Here is a 22317-nt window from a genome sequence, read left to right as displayed (position 1 = left end):
AATGAGAAATGTAACCCCGTCCCCGTTTTCTCTTAGCGACCGGAGTTCTGGCCCTAATTTTCGGTTAATTGTTAGTTAATAATTCCACGGTCTATAATTTTCACATGGACATTAGATTTTATGGAGATAGAGGGATACAATTCTTTCCAATCATGATTTTCCCAAAATGTATTATGCAAGGCAAATACTCTTCTACCAATACCAAACCCATCACAGTTTGCTTCTTGAAGTTTTTTTATTACTGCTTCACTTTCCGTTGTTAATATTTTCGTTAAAACATTATCTAGTTTTATTACCTCTTTTTTTTCCTGCAAATTATCGTGTGGATATTCTATGACATCCACATAAAGATTTAAATCAATTTCCGCCTCTATAGTGTCATTCTTAGGTACTATCTTCATTTTTCTATCCAATTTTTTAATTTCAATGGTGATGATATTATCGAATGGTTGTCTGTTATTACTCGGATCGTCAATCGTAAGGGTCATTTTTGCAGATTTTCCCTTTTGGTCTGCAAGTAGTAAAAATAACATCGATTCATGGGCATCTAATACTCCACTTTGTTTTTTGTCATTAAATAGCGCTGTTCCAGAAACACTAATTTCTTGACTTGCTTTATCCAATTTAAGATAGGGAACAATGAAGTCTTGTCCTTCATCAAACATAATTGGGCATATATATTCTATAGTTTGAACTGGTACATATGAATGTTCCTCGGCACTGTTTAGCAATTCGGTTATATAGATACTAATCCGAGGTTTATTTTTAGGGTATAACATAATATAGTCTTTTGCAGTTCCATCCACAACGGCAATTTTGGCGTTTAACGCACTTAATGGATCTCGGTACATACTGTCTAAAAATGGATATACATCTGTTTGGGCAACAGATGGTCCCAGTAAAAATACTTTTAGTTTTGAAATCTCTATATGTCCTGGTATGGACCTGTCTAAAGCTAATTTCGTTTCATTGAATGATTTGCCGACTGCTACGGCATTTAATCGATTATCAACTGTTTCTTGACTAGGTAATAATGGAGCAGATACAGATGTTTGCACTTGACCATCTTCTAGATAATCAACACCTACAAGCATAAGTAAAGTTGCTTCTTTTAGTAGTCTTTCATCCCAGCAACCAGTTAATAATATCAAAACAGTTAAAATGGTAATGGTTTTATGTAGTTGTTTCATTTTTTTCTCCTTTCCTCTTAATAAAGATAGAAAGTATTAATAGAAAAACAGGTAAAAAGAACAAGAAACCGAAACTAACAAAACTGATTACTTTTCCTATATCTTTAATTAACAAATATTGTTCTCTAGGTATAAACGTTAAAAAAAAGGAAAGAAATCCAACCACTATAACAATTGCTTTAAAATTTACTTTTTTAAACGTATACTTTAATCCAAAACTTGCCATATAAAGGTAAGATGATGCTGTAGTAATCACTAACAATACCCATAAAGTGACAAAAATTAAGTCAACTCTCTCAATAATTGGTGAAGTAAAACCTTTCGTCATATAAAGTACTGGATGTGGAACTATGTTAATTTCCTCCGGACTAAAATAGATAGAGCAAGTAAAAACGGTAAATGAATAAATGATAGTTACAACGATATTTGCCAAACTCGACATAAAATAAGCTTTTTTAGGTGCTATCTTTGTGTGTGTGTATCCAACCATAATGACCTCTAAACCAAGCATTGCAATAATACAGTCTTTGGAAGCGATAAGGATGTTTTGGAGTCCGTTATATCCAATTGGCAGTATATAGAATATATTTACTCGTTTATAGGAAATGGCAATGGAGATAATAATTAGAATAATTATAGGAATCGTCAAAACATAAAATCGAGCAAGCGGTTGGAGACCAGCTCTGACCAAGTATACAATTGGGATTAATAATGTTAAGACTATAAGCCAATGTGGTGTATAAATGAGAATCCAAGTTTTGATTATCTCACTATATAAAACCAAGACGAACGAAAAGATCATAATAAAAAACAATATATATAATAAGTTAAAAAAAGAACCAATTTTCTTTCCAAATATTAAAGTTTGTTTACTAAAAATGGACTCCATTTTATTCTTGTTTTTTAGTAACATCCAAATAACAGTTATAATAATTTGAATTCCTATACCAGCAATTAAGACAGAAATCCAGCCATCCCACTTTGCATTTTTGAAAACTGTATTTGGAAGGGATAAGATACTTATTCCTATTTGCGTCTGTACAATGAGAAAAAATAGTTGCCATTGTGTTAGTTCATTTTTATTAATATTCACTTTGTTGCACACTCTCTATCATTTTACTTATTAGATGATTCATCTTTTATTATCCAGTTTGGAAGTCTAAATATGCTATCTCTAAATTCTTTTGGATCAAAAGGTGATATAGGATAAAGATATGGCTTTCCGTAAGATTCTAATTGGCAAAGGTGAATTAATATAATGGAAAACCCAATGATAATTCCAATAAATCCAAAGCAAGCAGCAGCAACCATAAGCGGAAACCTCAAAATTCTTTTTGACATACTTAATTCATAGGTAGGCACAGCAAAGGAAGCAACTGCAGTTAGTGCAACAACAATTATCATTAAAGTGGAAACTAAGCCAGCATTTACAACTGCATCTCCAATTACTAAACCTCCCACAATACCAATTGTAGGTCCCAATGGATTGGGAAGTCTTATTCCTGCCTCTCTTATTAATTCAATAGTAATCTCTAATATAATTGCTTCAACAATTGGTGGATATGGTATTTCTTGAACGGAATCTTTAAAAGTTAATGCCAAATCTCCTGGAACAACTTCATAATGAAATGCAATGACTGCGATGTAAAGTGGAGGTAAGCTTAAGGCAATAAGGAAGCTCATTAAACGTAAAATACGATAAAAGCTCCCTATTATCCACCTACTTTGGTAATCATCTGGTGACTGATAAAAAGTAAAAAATGTTATTGGCAAAATGTAAGCAGTCGGACTCCCATCAATAAGAAGTACAATTCTTCCTTCAAGTAAATTAGTTACTACTCTGTCTACTCTTTCAGTATTTAATACTTGCGGGAAGGGAGAGAAAGTATTATTTTCGAGTAATTCTTCATTGAAATAAGTGTAGTTGATATTGTCAGTATTAATATTTTTTAATTTATTATTTACTTTAATAATTACTTCTTTATCTGCTAGTTCTTCGATATAAAGTAGAGCTATACGATCATTTGTCTTGTTCTTATCACTTTTAATGTATTTTACAACCATTCCAGGGTGGTGAACATTGGACCGTATTATATTGATATTTGAAGAAATTCTTTCAATTAGCCCTATATGAGATCCTCGTATAACTTGTTCATTAATTGGCTCTGAAACTTCTCTCTTCATCACGTTTTCTACATGTATAGCAATAATAATCGGATTATTATCTTGAATAATTAAACATTTACCTAGAGATAAAAATTCAACAGCCTCATTAAGGTCATTTGTTTTTGCATACTTATTTAGTGAGGTATTTTCAAGAAATTCAACTGATTGATGATGAGCTAATGGCGAAAGAATATATTTTTGTAATTCACTGTGGTCTACTCTAGAAGCAAAATAAACCAAGGTGATTTCTTCATTAAACTCCTTTATTATTAAGTCATCCGTATCATGTGTAAGTTTTTTAATTAAGGCTATATTAAGGGACTTATCTAAATCTACACTCAGTACTTGTGTAAGACTGTTTGTTTTATTATCTTGTTTTTTCGAATAAAGCCTCTTAAAATACATACTCATCCTGCTTCCTAAAAAGTTAATTAAAAATAGTATGTATATTAATTGAAAATTTATCCCTCTAAGTCGATATATTAAAGGTATGATGCTAGTTTGATTTTAGGAGGAAATTTTAAGTGCTTAGAACTATTAAGAGTAAGTTGATTTTTTCTATTAGTATTTTAATAATCTCTTTAATAACGATTTGTTTAGTTACAATATTTTCTTTTACAAAATTAAAGGGTGAACTTGATTATATAATCGAAAATGATTTTCAAGTGATATCGAATGCTAAGGATATTCAAAAGCTTATAGTAGATATCGAAACTGGAGAAAGAGGTTTTTTATTCACAGGGGATACCATCTATCTAGAACCTTATTACCATGCTAAAGGTGCAATAGTGAATAAGTTTGACCTAATTTTAGAGGATGTTAGTAATAGTCCACAACAAGTAGAAAGTATAAATGAGATACTTACTTTAGTGGATAAGTGGCTAGTGGAATACATTGATAGAAATATTGATATTAGAATAAAAAACGACCTTCAAACAACCGTTGTTTTAGCTGACTTTGAAGGTGGAAAATATTATATGGACCAAATCAGGGTATTGATGGAAGAGTTTATTTTAGAGGAGCAATCACTTACCGAGAATAGAGTGGCTGAACTGAATTCCTTAATCCTATGGACAGAGATCATCTTAATTATATTCATTGTTTTGATTATCATCATAGCTACTATACTAGGAATTAGCATCACAAAGAATATAACAACTAACCTACGTTATATAAGTCAGCTGATTTTAGATATGTCCAATTCAGGTGGAGATTTAACGAAAAGAATTAATCTGAAATCAAAAGATGAAATTGCTGAATTAGGAGAAAATACGAATAAATTAATAGAGAGTATAGGTAACTTAGTAAAGGAAGTTAATCAAACAGCTAATTCGGTTGCGATAAGCAGTGAAGAGTTACTTATTGCTTCCAATGAAACAACGAAAACCATTTCACAAATAGCTGAAACAAACAATGAAATAGCCACAGGTTCAGAAGAAACCTCCACTTATGCGGAGTCTTCTCTAAATAAAATGGAAGAATTGAATATGTTTAATAAAAATGTGAATGAAAAAGTTGTCATAGTCAAAGATAAATCGTCCGAAATGAAAGAAGCTTCCGATCAAGGTGTAGCAAGCGTGAATAGACAATCGGAAAGTATCCAAAAGCTACAATCGTTATCAAATGCTAACTTAGAAATGATGAAAATCTTAGTCGATAAATCAAGCGAAATTGAAAAAATCGTAGAAGACATCAACAAAATTGCGGAACAAACGAACCTTTTAGCACTAAATGCCGCAATCGAAGCATCTCGTGCTGGTGAAGCAGGGAAAGGCTTTGCAGTAGTAGCAGCAGAAGTTCGAAAACTGGCCGAGCAATCCAAACACTCTTCTAAAAATGTAGGAACGATTATTTCTGAAATTCAACAAGAAATGGAAACGGCAATATCCTCTACAAGTGAAGTAAATGATGAGGCGAAATTAAGTGTCTCCAATGCTAAATTAACGAAAGAATCATTATCTGTTATTGAAAATAAAATATTCGAAACACTATCATTAGTGGATAATATTAGAGAAGAAGTAAACAACACATATAAACTGAGTGAAGAAGTAACAGAAGTGTTCAGAGAAGTATCTGAGATTGCAAAAGAAACATCAAAAGGAAACCAAAACAATGCTGCAGCTTCAGAAGAAGGTTTAGCCGCAATGGAACAAATGAATTCCAGCGCAGTAGAACTAGCTGATCATGCGCATAAGTTAAAAGAAATAGTGGCTAGTTTTAAAGTTTAATAATAGCAATGAAGAAGAGGCGGCTAGGAAGTTAGAGGAATCTGATTTTTTGGTAGCCTCTTTATTTCTAACATAGTAATTTTTAAACAAACGTTTGATTAAATGATAATGAAATAGTAGCATTCTTAAGGGATGTAGAGTTCCGGTTGGAAATTAACATTATTAATTGTTTTAGTAGGAAAGAAATCTTTGATAAAACAAGAGCATCTTATTACTAGTAAAGAACGTTTGATTGATAGGAGGACCTATTATAGTGACACCTTTTACCGAAAGAGTGATAGACATTATTCGATCCATCCCTAAAGGCAGGGTCATGACATATGGGCAGATAGCAGGGCTCGCAGGAAGTCCAAGAGCAGCCAGACAAGTTGTTCGTATCCTCCATTCAATGAGTAAGAAGCATCGTCTCCCGTGGCATCGAGTAATTAACGCTAAGGGACAGATTGCCCTTCAAGATGATGAGTCCTACAACGAACAAAAGATGACCCTGCAAATCGAGGACGTTGAAATAAGTGCCAATGGAAGTATTGATTTATCAAAATATCAGTGGCATCCATGTGAAATTGGGGACGGGGTATAATTTCTTATCTTCGATTTGACGAATTTCCATAGATATATGTTGGATTTTTATTGCCAGTCTTCCAGGTTGGTAAAACGTTAACGTACTGGGGGTAGGCACCTTTTTTTGAAAAAAAGACGGACTAAGAATACACCTAAGTCAGCCTTTAACACGTTTGGTCTGGGATAGAAATAAGTAGAGGCTTATTTTCTACTTTTTCTTAATAGAGATCCAGATCTCACTTTTTTGATCTTTGCTAGCTAGTATTTCCGGTCCCCCTACTATTAGCTCATAGGAAGATGTCGGTAACCACTCGGAGTAAATTCGCTGCCAATGCTTTTCTACTTGTAGCCAATCCCCATCCACTTCAAAAATTGCCCAGGTTAACGCAGGGACTTCTAATGTTGAATACTCACTTTTCTCTCCCTTTGTAGTAACGGCACCAATATATTGGTTAAAAATTACCTTCCCATCCGGACTCTCTGAGTAGTTGACGGATACATGAACAATCCCAATAGGTTCCTTATTAGAGAAGGACTCCATTTCACTCATTTTCTCATCACTGATACCTGCAATCATATTTTCATAGGTAGGGGATAGGATTTCATTTTCCATTTTGACCTCATACTTAACTCCAATAACTTTAAATGCTTCATTTTCAACAATACGGTATTTCATTTCGATTCCTCCTTGAATAGTTAATTGAAAGGTCATTCTTGGATATGCTTTTAATTTTTGTTGAGGCCTTCTTGATAAGGAAGGAGTTACTCCGTGGTAATTTTGAAAAGCTCGTGAAAAGGCATCAGGAGATTGATATCCATACTTCATTGCAATATCAATTACTTTAACTTGAGAGTCCTTCAATTCTAGAGCAGCCAAAGTAAGTCGCCTTCTGCGAATGTACTCAGAAATAGTGATACCTGACAGAATGGTAAATAGACGTTTGAAATGATACTCAGAGCAGAAGGCTCTATTCGCTACTTCATTTAATTCAATAGTACTAGCCAAATTGTCTTCAATATAATTTAGAGCATTGTTCATTCCTTGTAACATATCCATTTAATTTAACCACCTTTCATCAATATACTAACAGGATAAAAGACCCATTACCCGACATTACATGCTCATTTTAGTCGGGTTTCGATTTTATATTTATACAGTGAAGATTTCTAATTGCAATATTTAGTTTTCTTAAACATTTGTGGAGAAAATAAGGCGATAGAGCCAGTTCCCAAGTTTGGTAAAACCTTAAAGCATTGGGGGTCTGGCCAGTTTTTCGAAGTAACTAGTTGTAGTAATAATCATTCATTATTTCATTGTTTTGGATAGGGATATCTTAATAAGGTTACAATACACAGAAAAGAACTAGTGTTATTCATTGGATTTCTTAAATTTATCAAATTTTTACTATTTGAAGGGTAGAAGTGGAATGGTGAATAAACAACAATTAAATTTGGAAGAAATAATTGATTTACAAGAACTTGTCTCTAAGAAATGGCTAGACTATTGGCAACAGTTTTCGCATTTTGGTACTTGGCAATTTTGGGTTAACTTATCCATGTTTATAATTCCATTAGCTATATTATTTTACAAGATTGATCGAAAAAGAGCGATATTATTAGGGTTTTATGGAATTAATTTCAATCTTTATATTTCCTACATCGTTTCATACGGATTGAAAAATGGACTATGGGCATTCCCGTTTCATTTTTTCCCCTTTTTACCTGAAAATGTAAGTTTAGATTCATCTCTTATCCCTGTTTCCTTTATCTTAATGTATCAATGGACATTAAACAAAGGTAAAAATTATTACGTTTATTCTATTATACTAGGGGCAGTATTTTCCTTTATTTTCAAACCATTACTAACTATGCACAACATGTTTCAGATGTATAAATGGGTAAATTACTTTCACATCTTCCTTGTTTATGTCTTTGTCATTTTTCTTTCAAAATGGGTAACTAATTTGTTTATTTATCTAGAAAAAGAAGAACATGCTAAAAAAAGTGAAAAAAGATTTTAATTTTTTGGTATAAAGCCCCCCTGTATGCTAAAAATGCTGCGTACTGTGGTTTATTCATATTTTAAGTGCATATTTCGGTGTCAGTCCACCGTCGGGTAATCATCGTCTAGCTGAGAACTCTTGCTAAAACATAAAAAGAGTAGTATTTACCTTGAAAACGGTAAATACTACTCTTTTTTATATGGATTGTGAGATAGTTTAATGGAAAAAGATTAAAAATTGTAAGTCCAACACATTGAAAAAAATAAGATCTTGTGGTAAATTTATATAGATATGCATCGTTTAATTGGTATTTAAATATATTATCCCTATTATAATTATACAATGAAACCGATGCGTTAGTCAACCCTTTTATAGAATTTTTTTAAGGAGTGAGTGTTTGCTATGAATTCAGAACTTCAGCTGGAGCAACAACGAGTAGGCAGTGTAATGGAGACAATTACGGAGGAAATCAACAGACTGGAAGAAGAAACGGTAAGACGTAAAAACGAAGTAGTTGGTATCCGAAGACACTTTTGGGATGAAGTCAAAGTAAATACGGATTCCTTTGATGATTACCTTGAAACCATTATCGGCTTGCGTCAAGAGGCCCAAGCGCTGTCCGTAAGTCAAAGCACCCACAGACATGCATCCAAACGTTTATCCACGCTGCGCCGAATGGAGGAAATCCCGTACTTCGGGCGGATTGATTTTATGGAAGAAGGAACTTCAACTCAGGAACAAATCTATATTGGTATCTCCTCGCTTACTGATACTAGCGGGGAAAATTTCCTGATCTACGACTGGAGGGCTCCTGTCTCGAGTGTCTATTATGATTACCAGCCTGGTCCAGCTAAGTATGTAACACCAGAAGGCGAAATCGAAGGCATATTGGAGAAAAAGTGGCAATACATTATCCGTGGCGGCGTGCTTCAATCGATGTTCGATACGAGTCTTACGATTGGAGACGAGATTTTACAGCTGGTTCTGGGAAAAGGCAAAGACAAACAAATGCACAACATAGTAGCGACCATTCAACAGGAGCAAAACAGGATTATTCGTCATGACCACGGGAGATTACTCATTGTTCACGGTGCGGCTGGCAGCGGCAAGACATCTGCAGCTCTGCAACGGATTGCTTATTTACTCTACAAATATCGAGATAATCTGAATGCGGATCAAATTATTCTATTTTCTCCTAATTCGATTTTTAACAGTTATGTGTCCAATGTGTTGCCAGAACTTGGTGAAGAGAATATGCAACAGGTCACATTTCAGGAATACTTGGATCATCGGCTGAGTAAAGAGTTTCAAGTTGAAAATCCATACGAGCAATTGGAATATGTTTTAACTGCAGCAAAGACTCCTGCGTACAGGTCAAGGCTTGCAAGCATCCGTTTTAAAGCATCTACCCGTTTTTTTGAGGCGATTCAATCATACAGACAGTCACTAGAATTATCAGGAATGCTATTTAAGGACATTACCTTCAGAGGGAAACCAATCGTTACGGCACAACAAATAGCAGAATGGTTTTACAGTCAAGACACGTCACTCCGTTTCCATAATAGACTTGAAAAATTGACAGAATATCTATTGAAAAAAATAAATGAGGTCCAAAAGGTCGAAAGAACAAAGCAATGGGTACAGGAGGAAATCGAGCTACTTAGCGAAGATGATTATCATAAGGCACACGCCTACTTAGCGAAAAAACGCGGATTTAATAGAGAGTCGATTGGCGATTATGAGATCGAGCCAGCCGCACTTGCCCAATTGATTGTTCACCAAAAATTGAAGCCGTTGCGAAAGAGAATCCGAACGTTTCGTTTTGTCGATTATAAGGGTATTTACAAGCAACTATTTACTGATTCCCTGCAGATCAAACAGTGGATCGAAGGGGAGACACCAGCGGAGTGGGCGGCAATATGTCAAGGAACACTAGATATGCTAGAGGAAGATAAATTATTTTATGAGGATGCAACCCCATTTTTACTTTTGAAAGAGTTGATCGAAGGCTTTCAGACAAACAGCTTGATCAAACACATCGTTGTTGACGAGGCGCAGGATTATTCACCTTTTCAATTCGAGTTTCTAAAGCGTTTATTTCCTTCTGCAAGAATGACTGTGCTAGGTGACTTTAATCAAGCAATATTCGCACATGCTAGTGAAATGGTAGATTTTCATACACTTACCAATCTATACGGACCAGATAAAACGGAATTGATCAATATAACACGGAGCTACAGGTCAACAAAACCAATCATCGAATTTACACGCAGACTAGTACCTAACGGCGAAAGGATTATCCCTTTTGAACGTGACGGTGAGAGACCCGAGCTAAAACAATTGCACGATCACGCAGAACTGCACAGCTGCATTGCCTCCAAAGTCGCCGAGTTACAAAGTGTTGGCTATCAAAGTATTGCGATCATATGCAAATCTGCGGAGGAAAGTGTACGTGCATATGAATCTCTGTCTGGCATTGATGAAATGAAACTCTTAAAGAGCAACTCGATTGAATATGAGCAAGGAGTAGTTGTCATACCGTCATACTTGTCCAAGGGTATCGAATTCGATGCCGTCATTATTTATGATGCATCGGAGCATGTATACGGTGAGGAGAGTCTGCGCAGAGTTTTTTATACTTCCTGCACGAGAGCAATGCATTATTTGCAGCTTTACAGCGTAGGAGAACCGAGCCCATTTTTGCGGGATGTATAGGTGATAAACCGGGGACGGGGGTTGAATTCTCATTCTTTCCAAATGAGAAAACAGCCCCCGTCCCTGTTTTCTCCTCAAGAAAAAATAGTTGCCGTTAAAAATAAATGTCTAAAATAAATTAAAGGGATTACTGAAAATCAAATAAAAAGTTTGGGAAAGTGATTTATTAAAAGTAAATCACTTTAAAGATATTTAACTTCTTCAACGGCCTCTTAGAGTATTAACCTGTTATGTTATTTATACAACATAAGCCATTTTGACACGGTGTGTCCCCCATTTTGGTAAAACTTTAACGTGGGCTGGCACTCCAAATAATTCATTCTATTTAATTGCGGGAATCTTAATCTTAACTTCAAATTCTTCCTCTTTGTAGACAAAGTCTAAGAAGCCTTGGTGTTCTTCAACAATTTCTTTAATTACCTTTGTGCCAAGTCCTTCGTGGCTTCCGCCTTTTGTCGTTTTACCGTACGTGTGGAAAAGTTCGTCGAGTAATTTGGTAGGTATTTGCAGGCTATTATTTTTGCATTTTAGTATATAAAGGCCACTTCTTTTATAAAATTGCACGGTTACTGTCGCTTGCTTTCTGCTCTTCTTTTGCCATTCTTCCGAAGCATCTATACTATTTGAAAGAAGATTACCTATAAGTGTCACCATTTTCTGGTCAGGTAAAGGAAGCGTTGATAAAGGTACATCTAGGTCATAAATGAGATCAACATTCAATTTCTTCGCCCGAATGTAGGCTTGGTGCAAGACGCCAGCAACTACACCACTTTCTCCTTTTATAGAGAAATTTGTTTCCTCGTAGCTATCTACTAGTTCATCTAAATACACTTTCGCCTCTAACTCTTTCTTATTTTCCAACATAAAGTGAATAGCAGACACATGCTTTAGAAAATCATGTCTTTCGCTTCGAACAACTCGGAAAGTTTCATTAATTTGCTCCAACTGCTCTTCGTGTTTATCAATAGTTCTTGCCAATTCCGCCGTTCCTTTCGACCAGCCAGTTCTAATTATTTCTAAACTAATAAATAATACGAATAAAATAAATGACATCCAAATAGAAGAAGATAGCAAAGACAAAAGTAATACTAGTACTTGTAAAACCACTAAAATCAAATTCCATCTGAAAGGCAAATTTTCTACCTGTAGTAAAACAGTACGATACAAATAAAATACGATTCCTAGTATGAAGAAAATGCTAACAAAGATAGGTATTACATCTTCAAGCAAAGATTGTAGGTGGAAAAATCCTAAAGCTCCAATTATAAGCCAATATAAGTTCTTCTTCTTCACGTTCATTCACCCTTTAAAAATAATGCTGTTGTAAAAATTCCACTTTATCTTTTGTAATCATTGCTTGTTCTTCAAGTCCTTCAAAGGAAACGATGTAAGAATTCTTTGCGTAAAGCGAGAAATTTTTTACATAATGGATATTAATGATGAAAGAACGATGTGATCGGAGAAAATCTCGTTCTCGTAATTCACCTTCAAGTTCATTTAACGTTTGGTACGTTTTAATTGGTCCTGTTTTCGTGAAAATCGTCGTAGAACGACCAGATCGTTCGATGAACACGATATCTTTCTTTTGTACGATATGAATGTCATTTTTTTGTTTCAAATAAAGTCTACCAGCAATTTCTGCTGCATTAGACTTTTCTAAAATCCGCTCTATACTCTTCACTAAACGGTCTTTCGGATAAGGTTTCATGATGTAGTCATGGACATTTAGTTCAAAAGCGTGAACAGCATATCCACTATTTCCCGTAACGAATATGACCGCTATATTAAGGGCGTGTGAGTGAATAATATCTGCTAGCTCGTATCCTGATAGATTAGGCATCTCAATATCTGCAATTAACAAATCTACCGCTTTTTTCTTTATGTACTCATAAGCTTCTTCTGCAGATTGGGTGGAAAACACAATCTCTACATTAGGAATACCCGCTACAATCCCATTCAATTTATCTAAATCTATATACCTATCATCTACAAGTCCAACTTTCATTGTTCCGCCTCACTTGTATTCCTACATATTTTCCAAACATTCTCTTATTTTACCATTCTTACAGTTATTTTGACATATTCACGACATGAAATGGAACATTCACGACCAAACTACTGATTCGACTTGCGTTTCTTTGTATGATAAAACCAAGAAACCAAACAAAAGAGGTGGAAAAGATGATTGAAATTCGAGAAGTAACAAAGAAATTTCAAGACAAAAAGATATATGTAACGGCTCTAAAACATGTATCCTTCAAGATTAATAAAGGAGAAGTGGTTGGACTACTAGGAGAAAATGGGGCAGGGAAAACGACTTTACTACGAACCATTGCAACGCTATTAACCCCTACAGATGGGAAGGTTACTGTTGCGGACTATGATACTGTGAAAAATCCTGATCATATTAAAAAGAAAATCGGGGTGCTCTTTGGAGGGGAAACAGGCCTTTATGATCGTTTAACAGCTCGAGAAAATTTAGAGTTCTTTGCGACACTTTATGGGTTAAGTAAACATGAAACAAAGGTGCGAATCGACGAATTAGCAAAAATGTTCGGTATGAGAGATTACTTGGATCGTAAAGTTGGCGGGTTTTCCAAAGGAATGCGTCAAAAAGTTGCGATTGCTAGAACGATTATCCATAACCCAGACATCATCCTTTTCGATGAACCGACAACAGGACTTGATATTACGTCCTCGAATGTGTTCCGACAGTTAGTGCACCAACTTAAACGCGAAGGGAAAACGATTATTTTTTCTAGTCACATCATGGAAGAAGTGACAATGCTATGTGACACAGTGGCGATGATGCATAAAGGAGAACTTGTCCATCACGGCTCTCTAGAATCTCTTTATGAAGAAGAAGGAAGCAAAGATTTGAACTACATTTTCATGAGTAAATTAGTTAGGGGGAATGAATATGTTTCGTAATATGTATCTCAAAGAAATGAAAGACTCTTTTCGGGACCGTCGTACATTATTGTTAACAGTTTTACTTCCAATCGTCATGATGACAGGTCTTGTTCTCTTCTATGAGCGTTTGGTAGAGGAGGGGGCAGATGAAAGGTACCAACTAGCTGTTGATCAAGCGTTCAGTCAACAAGAAGAATCTTTACTTGCTAATTTTTCTAATATTGAACTTGTAAAAGTAGAAGATCCGACTGCAACATTACAGGAAGGTGACGCCCAAGCAGCATTAATATTAAGTGAAGATTTCATGGGAAAAGTAGCGAACGGAGAAGAAGCAACAGCAACGATTATTGGCGATTCTTTTAGTCAAAAGTCTTCACATTTAATGACGCAAGTGACAGTAGCATTAGGAATCTATGAAGCTACTGTCATTGCAGAGCGTTTAGACGGAGAAGGTATTCCTCAGCAGCTAGTTCAACCGTTTGTACTGGAACAAAAAGAACTAACTGAAGAAAATGTTAACATCAATTTAATTGCTATGCTAATACCGTTAATTTTGGCTTTAGCTATCGGAATTGGTGCAAGTCCATCTGCAGCAGACTTATTTGCTGGAGAAAAAGAAAAGAAGACGATGGAAGCATTATTAATGACGCCTGTAAACCGCATGACGCTACTAATAGCTAAATGGCTAACCATCTCGTCCATTGGCGCAATTACAGGGATTGTCACACTCGTTGTGGTAGCTCTAGAGATTAACTTTTTAACAGAAAACTTAAAAAGCGCAGTCTCGTTTGGCGAAAACGCATATTTAGTAATCGGTGCAGCGTTTCTTGTATCCATCGTCTATTCCATGTTTGTCGCAACATTATTAATGGTAGCTAGCATCATGGGGAAAACAGTGAAAGAAGCACAAAGCTATAGCACACCAATATTAATGGTCGCTGTATTTCCATTAATGATAACAACTGGAATCGGCATTAACGAACTATCGTACCAACATTTTGCAATACCTATTATGAACTTCTTTACGATTTTAAAGGAACTTAGCTTCGGAATCGTAAACTACCAACACCTTGCCATCATGATCGGCAGCAACATACTGTGCATCATCGCAGGGCTAATCATCAGTAGAATAATGTTCTTGAAAGATAAATGGGTAATGAACTAGAGCGGTTTTGAGGTGGGTTAATGGGTTTTGGGGTCAGGAGTAACTGTCCACCATTTTTTGTGGAAATGGGTTATAACTCCTGACCCCTCAACCCACTTTTTTTACTATAATATATAACATAATAGACAAAGTAGTAGAAAGAAACATAAGCAAAAAACTTATAAAGCTATTGAAGTAAAATACGATGGACAAAATTAATAATAAACATGAAAGTAGTAAAACGCATAAAAATAGTATTTGTTTGAATGTACTCATCATTACTCCTTACTGATCACGACCGTATCGTCTTATTATTCCAAGTAAGCTAAGGTGTCTGCCCCCAGTTTAGTAAAACTATTGCCTACTGGGTCAACACACATTTCACTACTACTGCCTATCAGAATAAGCTTCTAACAATTCTTCTCTGCCATCCTTATAAATAACCTCGATCAGAATAGATGTGGCATTGGGATTATGTAAGTTTAGACGCCACGTATTTCCGCCATTAGCTCTTGTTCTTTTTCTTAAAGGAACAGTTCGAGTAAGCTCATTCCCATTATATAGAAGCGCACTTACAGACTCCGCCTCGAAAAATTCAAATAATACTTCCCATTGCTCTAATTCCATGTCAATCTGAGTTAATACATCATTATGATCAAGGCTTGAACCAGAACCCATAATCATTACCGGAGAGGGGTAATAATATTCACTCGGTATGGTAGCAACAGCCCCTGTTTTGATGGAACTCCCTTTTTCTACTAACTGAAACTCATATTCGGCAGTTGGAGCAAGCACAATCGGTACGGTAAAAGTAGCATCTCCAATTCGTCTCATCTCGGAAATCTTCCAATCCTCATCTCCAGTTACACGATACTGGTACTGAACCGTCGAGTCTCCACCTACTTCTCTCAACGTAACTTCATAGTCAAAGTGAAGAGAAGACGGGGTTGAAAGATTCTCGTTCGGAACATAGTGTTCTTCTGCAATCCAACTATTACTCTCTTTGAATTCATAAAACGCTTGCTCGATATAATATTGTTGCTGCTGTAATTGCTCTGTCACTCTATCTAAATTTCTTATGTTATACCGAAGTTCATCGTCTAATGTGTTTACTTTTTTACTAAGGTTATAGTTCGCAATTAAACTAACAGCTAACCCGATACTTAAAGTTATGAAAATACCTTTTTGCATATTGTTTCACCTCCACATGACAATTCTAGGAACCGAAATTAATCTTAATATGTATATTTTACTATGGATTCAAAATTTTGGTAAGAGGGAGAAGTTAGGGACGGGGTTACATTTCTCATTCTTTCCAAATGAGAAATATAACCCCGTCCCCGTTTTCTCCTTTGCAGGACTAATGGCTTTTTCTGTGGAATTAACTAAACATAACACGGAAAAAGTAATTATGGGAGATGATGAAACTGTCATGGCAAAGTATGAAACGATCATTAAAGGTAAGTTTGAAGAAGTAGTCAATTAGTTACAAAACGATATTCGTAATAGTGGTATTAGCATGAACTTAGTGGATGAGAGCGACTATGCGACGGGAGATACTAAAATAGCAGTTCGGGTTTATGATAAGTACTATATGAGAAATGGAAACAGAGCCAGTTTGAGCCTGACAGTTGTTGGTTTTGAAGAGAAAGTCTACATTACAGCAATTGGTGCAGGTGGAGGCAGTGGAGTTATCTTTAACTTTAGCCTTGGTGCCGAAAACGACATGGTGGATATAGTACAAAGAAGTGTAGAAAAAATGGGTTAAAGAACGGCAGTGAAAAACACCTTGAATCATCGTGAATCAAGGTGTCTGACACTCAGCATCATTATTTCCATTCAATAGGTAAAGAATCAATGGCGTTGAAATACTTATATTCGTTTAAGATTTTGTAGTGGCCGTAATCGATGTTAAGTGCTTCCCGGTTACCAAGCGTAATATATCCGTCTTCTGTTATATGAACGTTTAATCTACTGTTTTTGTTTACTTCCACGAAAAACGTATCTCTACGAAGGCCCATGCTTTCAAAAGGTGGGTGCTCGACTTTTTCTAATTCTAATCCTTTAAAAGTGGACATAAGCTCGTTGATAAGTTCTTCATGAAGTTCAACCAGCCCCAGAAAAAAGAGCCAGATGAACTTCATAAGGCGGATGAAGAACCAGCCCCAGAAAAAAGAGCTCGATGAACTTCATAAGGCGGATGAAGTTCAACTAGCCTTAGAAAAAAGAGCCAGATGAACTTCATAAGCGCGATGAAGTTCAACTAGCCTCAGAAAAAAGAGCTCTTGAACTTCATAAGGCCGATGAAGTTCAACTAGCCCCAGAAAAAAGAGCCAGATGAACTTCATAAGCCCGATGAACTTCAACTTGTCACCGAATTCTTGTTTTACTCTGCATAAAATTATCTAAATTTTCCTTCTATTAACTCGATAATTATACTATACTAGAATCAATAGACTTTGGGAAAAAATGTATTTATTAATAGGAGGTTAAAATGATACTTCAAGTTCGAAATATACATAAATCATATGGGAAGCAAAAGGTACTACAGGATGTATCTTTGACGATGGACAAACCTGAGATTGTGGCTTTGGTTGGTCCGAATGGGTCTGGAAAGTCTACTTTGCTTAGTATTATTACGAACCTTCTTACTGCAGATAAAGGGGAAGTAACGATACTAAATCGTACGAATAAAGATCCGGATATTTTCCGTGAGATATCTTTTATGCAAGATAACTCGGTATTGTATGACTATTTAACGGGGTATGACCATCTCCAATTTATTGCGAGTTTACAAGGTATTTCCAAAGAACAAATCATCGAAAATGCAGATCGGATTGGAATAACGAGTTATTTAAATAAAACAGTAGGAAACTATTCACTTGGAATGAAACAACATTTATTGCTTGCGATGGCGACGCTTAATAAGCCGAAGTTATTGATCTTAGATGAGCCATTAAATGGATTAGATCCAACAAGTGCGATTAAAGTAAGGAATTTGTTGTTAGAGTTAAACAAAGAAGGAGCGACCATTCTTCTTTCTTCTCATAATTTGGCTGAAATTGACCGTGTAACTTCCCAAGTGCTTTTCTTAAAAGATGGTGTCCTAATCGAGGAGGATATCTCGCAATTTGAGCGAGAATGTTATCAAATCGGGGTTGACGAAGCACCAGCTGCGGTACAGCTTTTAGAAAATGAGGGTATACAGGTTCAGGCAGAAAAATCTATAAATACAATAACTATCTATACAAAAGATATCTCTATTAACGAAATAGTATCCCTTCTTCTATCCAATCAGATTACGATACTGGATATAGAGAAGAAGGTATTAGGATCAGAGGATCGCTATCGAAAGATTTTCGAAGGTCAAAAGGATGCAGCGCTATGAGGTTGCTTTCATTTGAACTGAAGAAATTATGGAAGCAGAAAAAGATTTATTGGCTCTTACTGCTTATTGCAATTAGCGTCGGTTGGTTATTTTACAGTAATTATTCTGTTTATGAAGAGAAAGAAAAAAGAGCATTAGAAATTACAGAAACGTATCAAAATGATATCAACAATATACGAAGAGAATTAGAAGAACTGCGTAGGCAAGACGCGATAGAGATACATCAAGAGCAACAGTTAGACATGATTGTAAAAATGAATAGTTCACTCTTACCATGGAAGTATGCGATCGGTCAAGGACAGTGGGAGCGGATACCAGAATTACGAGGAGAGTTTCTACAATTTTTACAGGAATATGCGAGTCTCGGGGGAGAGTTTCCTTCACTAGAAGGAATAGAATTGGAGATTGCTATAAAGAAAAACGATTGGTTTATAGAGCATGGTCTTCCTTATGAAGATGAAGCATTTCCCGTTTCACCACATTTATTTGTTCAACAACTTGTAGCAATGTTGTTTGGAATCATTGGATTAAGTGGTTTGCTACTATTGTTTGGAAATATCGTAACAATAGAAAAAGAGCAAAAAACCACTTTAACATTAAAAACGCAACCAGTTCGTCGATGGCAACAAACACTTTCTAAAATGGGTAGTTTACTGTTCGTTCAAGCGTTATTTGTAGGGACAGTGCTAGTATTAAGCATTGTGATTCCACTAATCTTTACCGAGTACAAGCTTGTGCTTACTTATCCGCAAGTGCTTGTCACAAATGGTGAAGTCTCTGTTATCCCTATTTCTACCTTTTTAGCAAAGAGTGTAGGTATGTTTAGTGTGGCAAGTTGGTTTGCCTTTGCGCTTGTACTTTTCATGAGCAATTGGATCAGAGAATCCTTTACTATGCTAGTCAACATTGCTTTCCTATTAGGAACTATCCTTGTTGCGACAGAGTTTTTCCCAGCACTACAATCCATACTAAATCCGTTTGCCTTTTTCAGTTCATTTAGAGAGGAAATGGTACAAGGCGAGATTGTCGTTTATTTCGTATCCACCATCCTATGGTGTTGTATCCTTCTTGCGTTAAGCATTTATTTTCATGATAAAGAGTTAGGATTGCTGCCGTCTTCAGGAGAGAAAACGCCGTTTCAACAAGGTAAAACACAAGCTGGACAGTCGAAACTACGAAACATCCTTATTTTTGAATGGAGAAAGCTTGTTAGAAGAAAACTATTTTTCCAAACAAATGTCGTGCTTCTGTTACTCGTATTCATGGGATACTATTTGCTTGCACAGCAGTCCCTCGAAAAAGAACAAGCTTTCATCCAAAATGTAGAGGGTACCATTGAGTTTTATAATAATTTTACGGGTGCTTTAAAAATATATAAAGAAGAGGCAGAAAGAAACGAAGAACATAGGGAGTTTTATGAGGAATTAATTAAAGAAGAAGAACTGAAAATCGCCTATTATAAGGAATACCAAGCACTAATGCGAGATGCATTAGCAGGGTACCACAACAATGAGTGGGATAAATTTTATGAATATCTTCTTCATCATAATAGGGTTATTAACCAAGAAGAAGGTATCTATAAGCTTTCTAAAATAGTGCATGATTACGCTAGCGTAGGAAGATTTACAGTAGGAGCAAGTATTGATGAAAAACTTTGGATGATGGAAAAAAATGTTCGACCGATTTTCCCAGGATATTTCATACCGACGATGCATCATTACTTCCAGAAAGATGAAACAGATCGATATGAAGATTATATAGAAGCAAATACAAAAGTAGATCATAGCGGATTGTATTCACTTTATCTGTTATTTCAACATCATGTGCATTTAGCTCCAATGTTATTGTTATTATTTTTACTTGGTGGTGGCTTAGCAACAGAACGAGGAAAGAAACGAACACTTTCATTATTAAAAACATTGCCAATAGCAGAAAAACAACTATTTTTCGGTAAAGTACTGCATTCAAGTATGATTGCCACATTAAATATTTTTGGATTATTTTCGTTAGTATTACTAATAGCTACGATATTTAATAGATTTGGTGATTGGTATTACCCAATTCTTAAATATCATAGCTTTAGTTATTCGAATTCAGAGGAATATACAGGTAGCAAAGTGGAAGGATATGGCTATGAATTCTTACCTCTAGGTGAGTATCTATTCCATACAATAGCACTAACCATCCTAGTGATGTTGTTTTTACTTACCTTTACCATCCTTCTATCTGTTCTATTGAAAAATATACTATCAGTCTTTGCGACATCTGGGATTCTACTCGTAGCGGGGTATGTGCTAACGACCCAATTCTTAACAGAAAAAGCACACCTATCCCCATTCACCTATTTCAACATCCCCAAAATAACAAACGGGGAATTAGCAACAATAATCGATAACCAAAAGATCAATATTGTATCAGGGAGTGCAATTCTATCACTGACTTCCATCGCGTTTATCATTCTAGGGTATGGAATATTACGCTTTAAAAATAAGAAAAATAAAATAATAGTAGATTCTGGTGTGAGAATGTGAATTGAGGGGCCAGACACTTTAGTGCAAAAATGCATCGAAGTGTCTGGCCCTTTAATGCATTTTTACGAATATTTGTCCTACTCCAAATCATATGATGAACTGTTATCCCATTAATAAGTTTTAATAGTAAGTACAGGGAGTGTTCATTCATTATGGAATTAGGATTATTGCTAATATTTTTGGTCGTGCTAATCATCCCATTAACTGTAAAAATAATAGAAAGAAATATGGAGATGTTTCTCCTTTTCATGGGTGGAATAACAGTAATAATAAGCAACGTGTTAAACTGGCCTCTTTTTATAACTGCTGCCACCGATCCAATTAAAATTACGCTTGCCGTTTTCGGGGCGGGATTGATTTTTAAATGGCTGCAAACTCCCACTCGTATCATGGTAGCCCATGTAAGAAAAAAAGTGAGATTTACTTACTTGGTCTTTTTCCTTGTCGTTATTTTAGGAGTAGTGTCAAGTCTCATTACAGCAATTATTGCGGCGCTGGTACTCGTTTTTATCATTTCCGAGCTAGAACTTGGTCGAAAAGATGAAGTGAGACTTGCCATACTGGCCTGCTTTTCTATCGGATTAGGTGCAGCGATTTCTCCTATTGGGGAACCATTGTCTACGATTGCAATTAGTAAGCTAAATGAAGATATTTTCTATCTATTTAAGCTTATAGGAAAAGAAGTGCTGTTAGCTTTATTTATCTTTGGGGTATTGGCGGCTATTTTTGTAAAAGACACGGCGAAGGTAGAGGAGAATGTTGGTGAAATAAATAAAAAGGAAAGTTATGAAGATATTTTAGTACGAGCATTAAAGGTATACTTTTTCATTATGGGGCTGACTTTTTTAGGGGCAGGCTTTGAACCTATCATTTCCACCTATTTTTTATCCCTAGATCCATCCATCATATATTGGCTAAACATGACATCAGCGGTATTGGACAATGCAACACTCACCGCAGCAGAACTAAGCCCTGAGTTAGAAGACGATACCGTACGAGTGCTGCTGTTAGGCTTACTAATAAGTGGAGGGATGTTGGTTCCTGGTAACATACCTAATATTATTGCCTCAACGAAACTTCGTATTACGAGTAAGGAATGGGCAATGTGTGGCGTACCTCTTGGATTAATCATGCTTGTTTTTTATTTCTTTTTTGTACTATAAACAATTGAGTTTTGTGGACACTTTGGCGAAAATGAGCCAATGAATCGGTGGGACATGAATCGGAGGGACAGACCAACATGAATTTAAAATTCACCACTCAAAATGAAAATGGTTGATTAGCCTTGTTTCCTTTGTGGCGATGATAGAGATAGCCGAGTGTTAAGGCCGGGTGTCAGTGATGCTAATAGCTCGAGGGACAGACGGGTCTTATAGACTTAGTGCACCACGGATTGTTGCCATGAGCACGCAGGGTAGATTGCACGAACAGTCTTGAAGCTCGGCTACCACTACTTATTGCCGAAGGAGGCATTTATT

The 22317-nt window shown here is 35.8% G+C and carries 19 protein-coding genes; 11 read left to right on the top strand and 8 right to left on the bottom strand.

Annotated features, from left to right (window positions below):
* Nucleotides 1–71 precede the first annotated feature (71 nt).
* The 3 genes from CDZ92_RS12955 to CDZ92_RS12945 are packed head-to-tail and all read right to left on the bottom strand — an operon-like array spanning nt 72 to nt 3767.
* Nucleotides 72–1190, bottom strand: a complete 1119-nt coding sequence (locus tag CDZ92_RS12955) for a Ger(x)C family spore germination protein (protein ID WP_096155621.1) — start codon at nt 1188–1190, stop codon at nt 72–74.
* Complete coding sequence (locus CDZ92_RS12950; protein ID WP_157842781.1) at nt 1174–2283, bottom strand: GerAB/ArcD/ProY family transporter; 1110 nt, start codon at nt 2281–2283, stop codon at nt 1174–1176. The genes CDZ92_RS12955 and CDZ92_RS12950 overlap by 17 nt, the downstream gene beginning before the upstream one ends.
* Before the next feature lie 23 nt (nt 2284–2306).
* Nucleotides 2307–3767 (bottom strand): spore germination protein, encoded by a 1461-nt coding sequence (locus CDZ92_RS12945; RefSeq protein WP_096155619.1) that lies wholly within the window; start codon nt 3765–3767, stop codon nt 2307–2309.
* Nucleotides 3768–3880: 113 nt separating this feature from the next.
* Here CDZ92_RS12945 and CDZ92_RS12940 point away from each other — a divergent pair, with 113 nt between their 5' ends.
* Entirely contained in the window at nt 3881–5584 is a 1704-nt protein-coding gene (locus CDZ92_RS12940; protein WP_096155618.1) for a methyl-accepting chemotaxis protein, read from the top strand.
* A gap of 253 nt (nt 5585–5837) precedes the next feature.
* Nucleotides 5838–6164 carry an MGMT family protein gene (locus CDZ92_RS12935; protein WP_096155617.1) on the top strand — a complete coding sequence of 109 codons (327 nt, stop codon included), beginning with the start codon at nt 5838–5840 and terminating at the stop codon, nt 6162–6164.
* 189 nt (nt 6165–6353) lie between these two features.
* Here the strand turns inward: CDZ92_RS12935 and CDZ92_RS12930 are convergent, their stop codons facing one another.
* Nucleotides 6354–7202 carry an AraC family transcriptional regulator gene (locus CDZ92_RS12930; protein ID WP_096155616.1) on the bottom strand — a complete coding sequence of 283 codons (849 nt, stop codon included), beginning with the start codon at nt 7200–7202 and terminating at the stop codon, nt 6354–6356.
* 370 nt (nt 7203–7572) lie between these two features.
* On the opposite strand from CDZ92_RS12930, the gene CDZ92_RS12925 reads away from it, so the two are divergent.
* Both CDZ92_RS12925 and helD read left to right on the top strand, forming a co-directional pair.
* The gene (locus tag CDZ92_RS12925; protein ID WP_096155615.1) at nt 7573–8166 is read left to right on the top strand and encodes a hypothetical protein; all 594 of its coding nucleotides are present in this window, start codon (nt 7573–7575) and stop codon (nt 8164–8166) included.
* A 384-nt stretch (nt 8167–8550) separates the two neighbouring features.
* A complete protein-coding gene (helD, locus tag CDZ92_RS12920) occupies nt 8551–10863 on the top strand; it encodes an RNA polymerase recycling motor HelD (protein WP_096155614.1) in 2313 nt (770 codons plus the stop codon).
* Nucleotides 10864–11184: 321 nt separating this feature from the next.
* Here helD and CDZ92_RS12915 read toward each other — a convergent pair whose 3' ends face one another.
* Both CDZ92_RS12915 and CDZ92_RS12910 read right to left on the bottom strand, forming a co-directional pair.
* Nucleotides 11185–12156: a sensor histidine kinase gene (locus CDZ92_RS12915; protein ID WP_255249818.1), complete on the bottom strand. Its 972-nt coding sequence runs from the start codon at nt 12154–12156 to the stop codon at nt 11185–11187.
* Between the two features lie 13 nt (nt 12157–12169).
* Nucleotides 12170–12868 carry a LytR/AlgR family response regulator transcription factor gene (locus CDZ92_RS12910; protein WP_096155613.1) on the bottom strand — a complete coding sequence of 233 codons (699 nt, stop codon included), beginning with the start codon at nt 12866–12868 and terminating at the stop codon, nt 12170–12172.
* Between the two features lie 176 nt (nt 12869–13044).
* Here CDZ92_RS12910 and CDZ92_RS12905 point away from each other — a divergent pair, with 176 nt between their 5' ends.
* Both CDZ92_RS12905 and CDZ92_RS12900 read left to right on the top strand, forming a co-directional pair.
* Nucleotides 13045–13794, top strand: a complete 750-nt coding sequence (locus tag CDZ92_RS12905; protein ID WP_096155612.1) for an ABC transporter ATP-binding protein — start codon at nt 13045–13047, stop codon at nt 13792–13794.
* Nucleotides 13784–14941, top strand: a complete 1158-nt coding sequence (locus CDZ92_RS12900) for an ABC transporter permease (RefSeq protein WP_096155611.1) — start codon at nt 13784–13786, stop codon at nt 14939–14941. Before CDZ92_RS12905 ends, CDZ92_RS12900 begins: the two co-directional genes overlap by 11 nt.
* Nucleotides 14942–15307: 366 nt before the next feature.
* On the opposite strand, the gene CDZ92_RS12895 is transcribed toward CDZ92_RS12900, so the two are convergent.
* Nucleotides 15308–16111 (bottom strand): hypothetical protein, encoded by an 804-nt coding sequence (locus CDZ92_RS12895; protein ID WP_096155610.1) that lies wholly within the window; start codon nt 16109–16111, stop codon nt 15308–15310.
* Nucleotides 16112–16283: 172 nt separating this feature from the next.
* Between CDZ92_RS12895 and CDZ92_RS20345 the strand changes: the two genes are divergently transcribed.
* Both CDZ92_RS20345 and CDZ92_RS12890 read left to right on the top strand, forming a co-directional pair.
* Entirely contained in the window at nt 16284–16406 is a 123-nt protein-coding gene (locus CDZ92_RS20345; protein ID WP_255249817.1) for a hypothetical protein, read from the top strand.
* Nucleotides 16407–16418: 12 nt separating this feature from the next.
* Nucleotides 16419–16688, top strand: a complete 270-nt coding sequence (locus CDZ92_RS12890; protein ID WP_255249857.1) for a DUF6054 family protein — start codon at nt 16419–16421, stop codon at nt 16686–16688.
* 61 nt (nt 16689–16749) lie between these two features.
* Here CDZ92_RS12890 and CDZ92_RS12885 read toward each other — a convergent pair whose 3' ends face one another.
* A complete protein-coding gene (locus tag CDZ92_RS12885; RefSeq protein ID WP_141395229.1) occupies nt 16750–16998 on the bottom strand; it encodes a hypothetical protein in 249 nt (82 codons plus the stop codon).
* 416 nt (nt 16999–17414) lie between these two features.
* Here CDZ92_RS12885 and CDZ92_RS12880 point away from each other — a divergent pair, with 416 nt between their 5' ends.
* The 3 genes from CDZ92_RS12880 to CDZ92_RS12870 all read left to right on the top strand — a co-directional run bounded on the left by CDZ92_RS12880 (nt 17415) and on the right by CDZ92_RS12870 (nt 22002).
* Nucleotides 17415–18308: an ABC transporter ATP-binding protein gene (locus CDZ92_RS12880; protein ID WP_096155608.1), complete on the top strand. Its 894-nt coding sequence runs from the start codon at nt 17415–17417 to the stop codon at nt 18306–18308.
* Entirely contained in the window at nt 18305–20839 is a 2535-nt protein-coding gene (locus tag CDZ92_RS12875; RefSeq protein WP_096155607.1) for an ABC transporter permease subunit, read from the top strand. The genes CDZ92_RS12880 and CDZ92_RS12875 overlap by 4 nt, the downstream gene beginning before the upstream one ends.
* 152 nt (nt 20840–20991) lie before the next feature.
* On the top strand, nt 20992–22002 hold the full coding sequence (locus CDZ92_RS12870; RefSeq protein ID WP_096155606.1) for a DUF1646 family protein: 1011 nt from the start codon (nt 20992–20994) through the stop codon (nt 22000–22002).
* Nucleotides 22003–22317 lie beyond the last annotated feature (315 nt).

The sequence above is a fragment of the Bacillus sp. FJAT-45066 genome, assembly GCF_002335755.1.
Classification (GTDB): domain Bacteria; phylum Bacillota; class Bacilli; order Bacillales; family Bacillaceae_I; genus Bacillus_CD; species Bacillus_CD alkalisoli.
The sequence above is the reverse complement of the archived record's forward strand: the minus strand, read 5'-3'. Positions and strand labels throughout refer to the sequence as shown.

Excerpts from the sequence above, each read along its gene's own strand:
- CDZ92_RS12955 (WP_096155621.1), bottom strand. The coding sequence starts at position 1,190 with ATGAAACAACTACATAAAACCATTACCATTTTAACTGTTTTGATATTA.
- CDZ92_RS12945 (WP_096155619.1), bottom strand. The coding sequence starts at position 3,767 with ATGAGTATGTATTTTAAGAGGCTTTATTCGAAAAAACAAGATAATAAA.
- CDZ92_RS12930 (WP_096155616.1), bottom strand. The coding sequence starts at position 7,202 with ATGGATATGTTACAAGGAATGAACAATGCTCTAAATTATATTGAAGAC.
- CDZ92_RS12925 (WP_096155615.1), top strand. The coding sequence starts at position 7,573 with ATGGTGAATAAACAACAATTAAATTTGGAAGAAATAATTGATTTACAA.
- helD (WP_096155614.1), top strand. The coding sequence starts at position 8,551 with ATGAATTCAGAACTTCAGCTGGAGCAACAACGAGTAGGCAGTGTAATG.
- CDZ92_RS12910 (WP_096155613.1), bottom strand. The coding sequence starts at position 12,868 with ATGAAAGTTGGACTTGTAGATGATAGGTATATAGATTTAGATAAATTG.
- CDZ92_RS12905 (WP_096155612.1), top strand. The coding sequence starts at position 13,045 with ATGATTGAAATTCGAGAAGTAACAAAGAAATTTCAAGACAAAAAGATA.
- CDZ92_RS12900 (WP_096155611.1), top strand. The coding sequence starts at position 13,784 with ATGTTTCGTAATATGTATCTCAAAGAAATGAAAGACTCTTTTCGGGAC.
- CDZ92_RS12895 (WP_096155610.1), bottom strand. The coding sequence starts at position 16,111 with ATGCAAAAAGGTATTTTCATAACTTTAAGTATCGGGTTAGCTGTTAGT.
- CDZ92_RS20345 (WP_255249817.1), top strand. The coding sequence starts at position 16,284 with ATGGCTTTTTCTGTGGAATTAACTAAACATAACACGGAAAAAGTAATT.
- CDZ92_RS12885 (WP_141395229.1), bottom strand. The coding sequence starts at position 16,998 with ATGTCCACTTTTAAAGGATTAGAATTAGAAAAAGTCGAGCACCCACCT.
- CDZ92_RS12880 (WP_096155608.1), top strand. The coding sequence starts at position 17,415 with ATGATACTTCAAGTTCGAAATATACATAAATCATATGGGAAGCAAAAG.
- CDZ92_RS12875 (WP_096155607.1), top strand. The coding sequence starts at position 18,305 with ATGAGGTTGCTTTCATTTGAACTGAAGAAATTATGGAAGCAGAAAAAG.
- CDZ92_RS12870 (WP_096155606.1), top strand. The coding sequence starts at position 20,992 with ATGGAATTAGGATTATTGCTAATATTTTTGGTCGTGCTAATCATCCCA.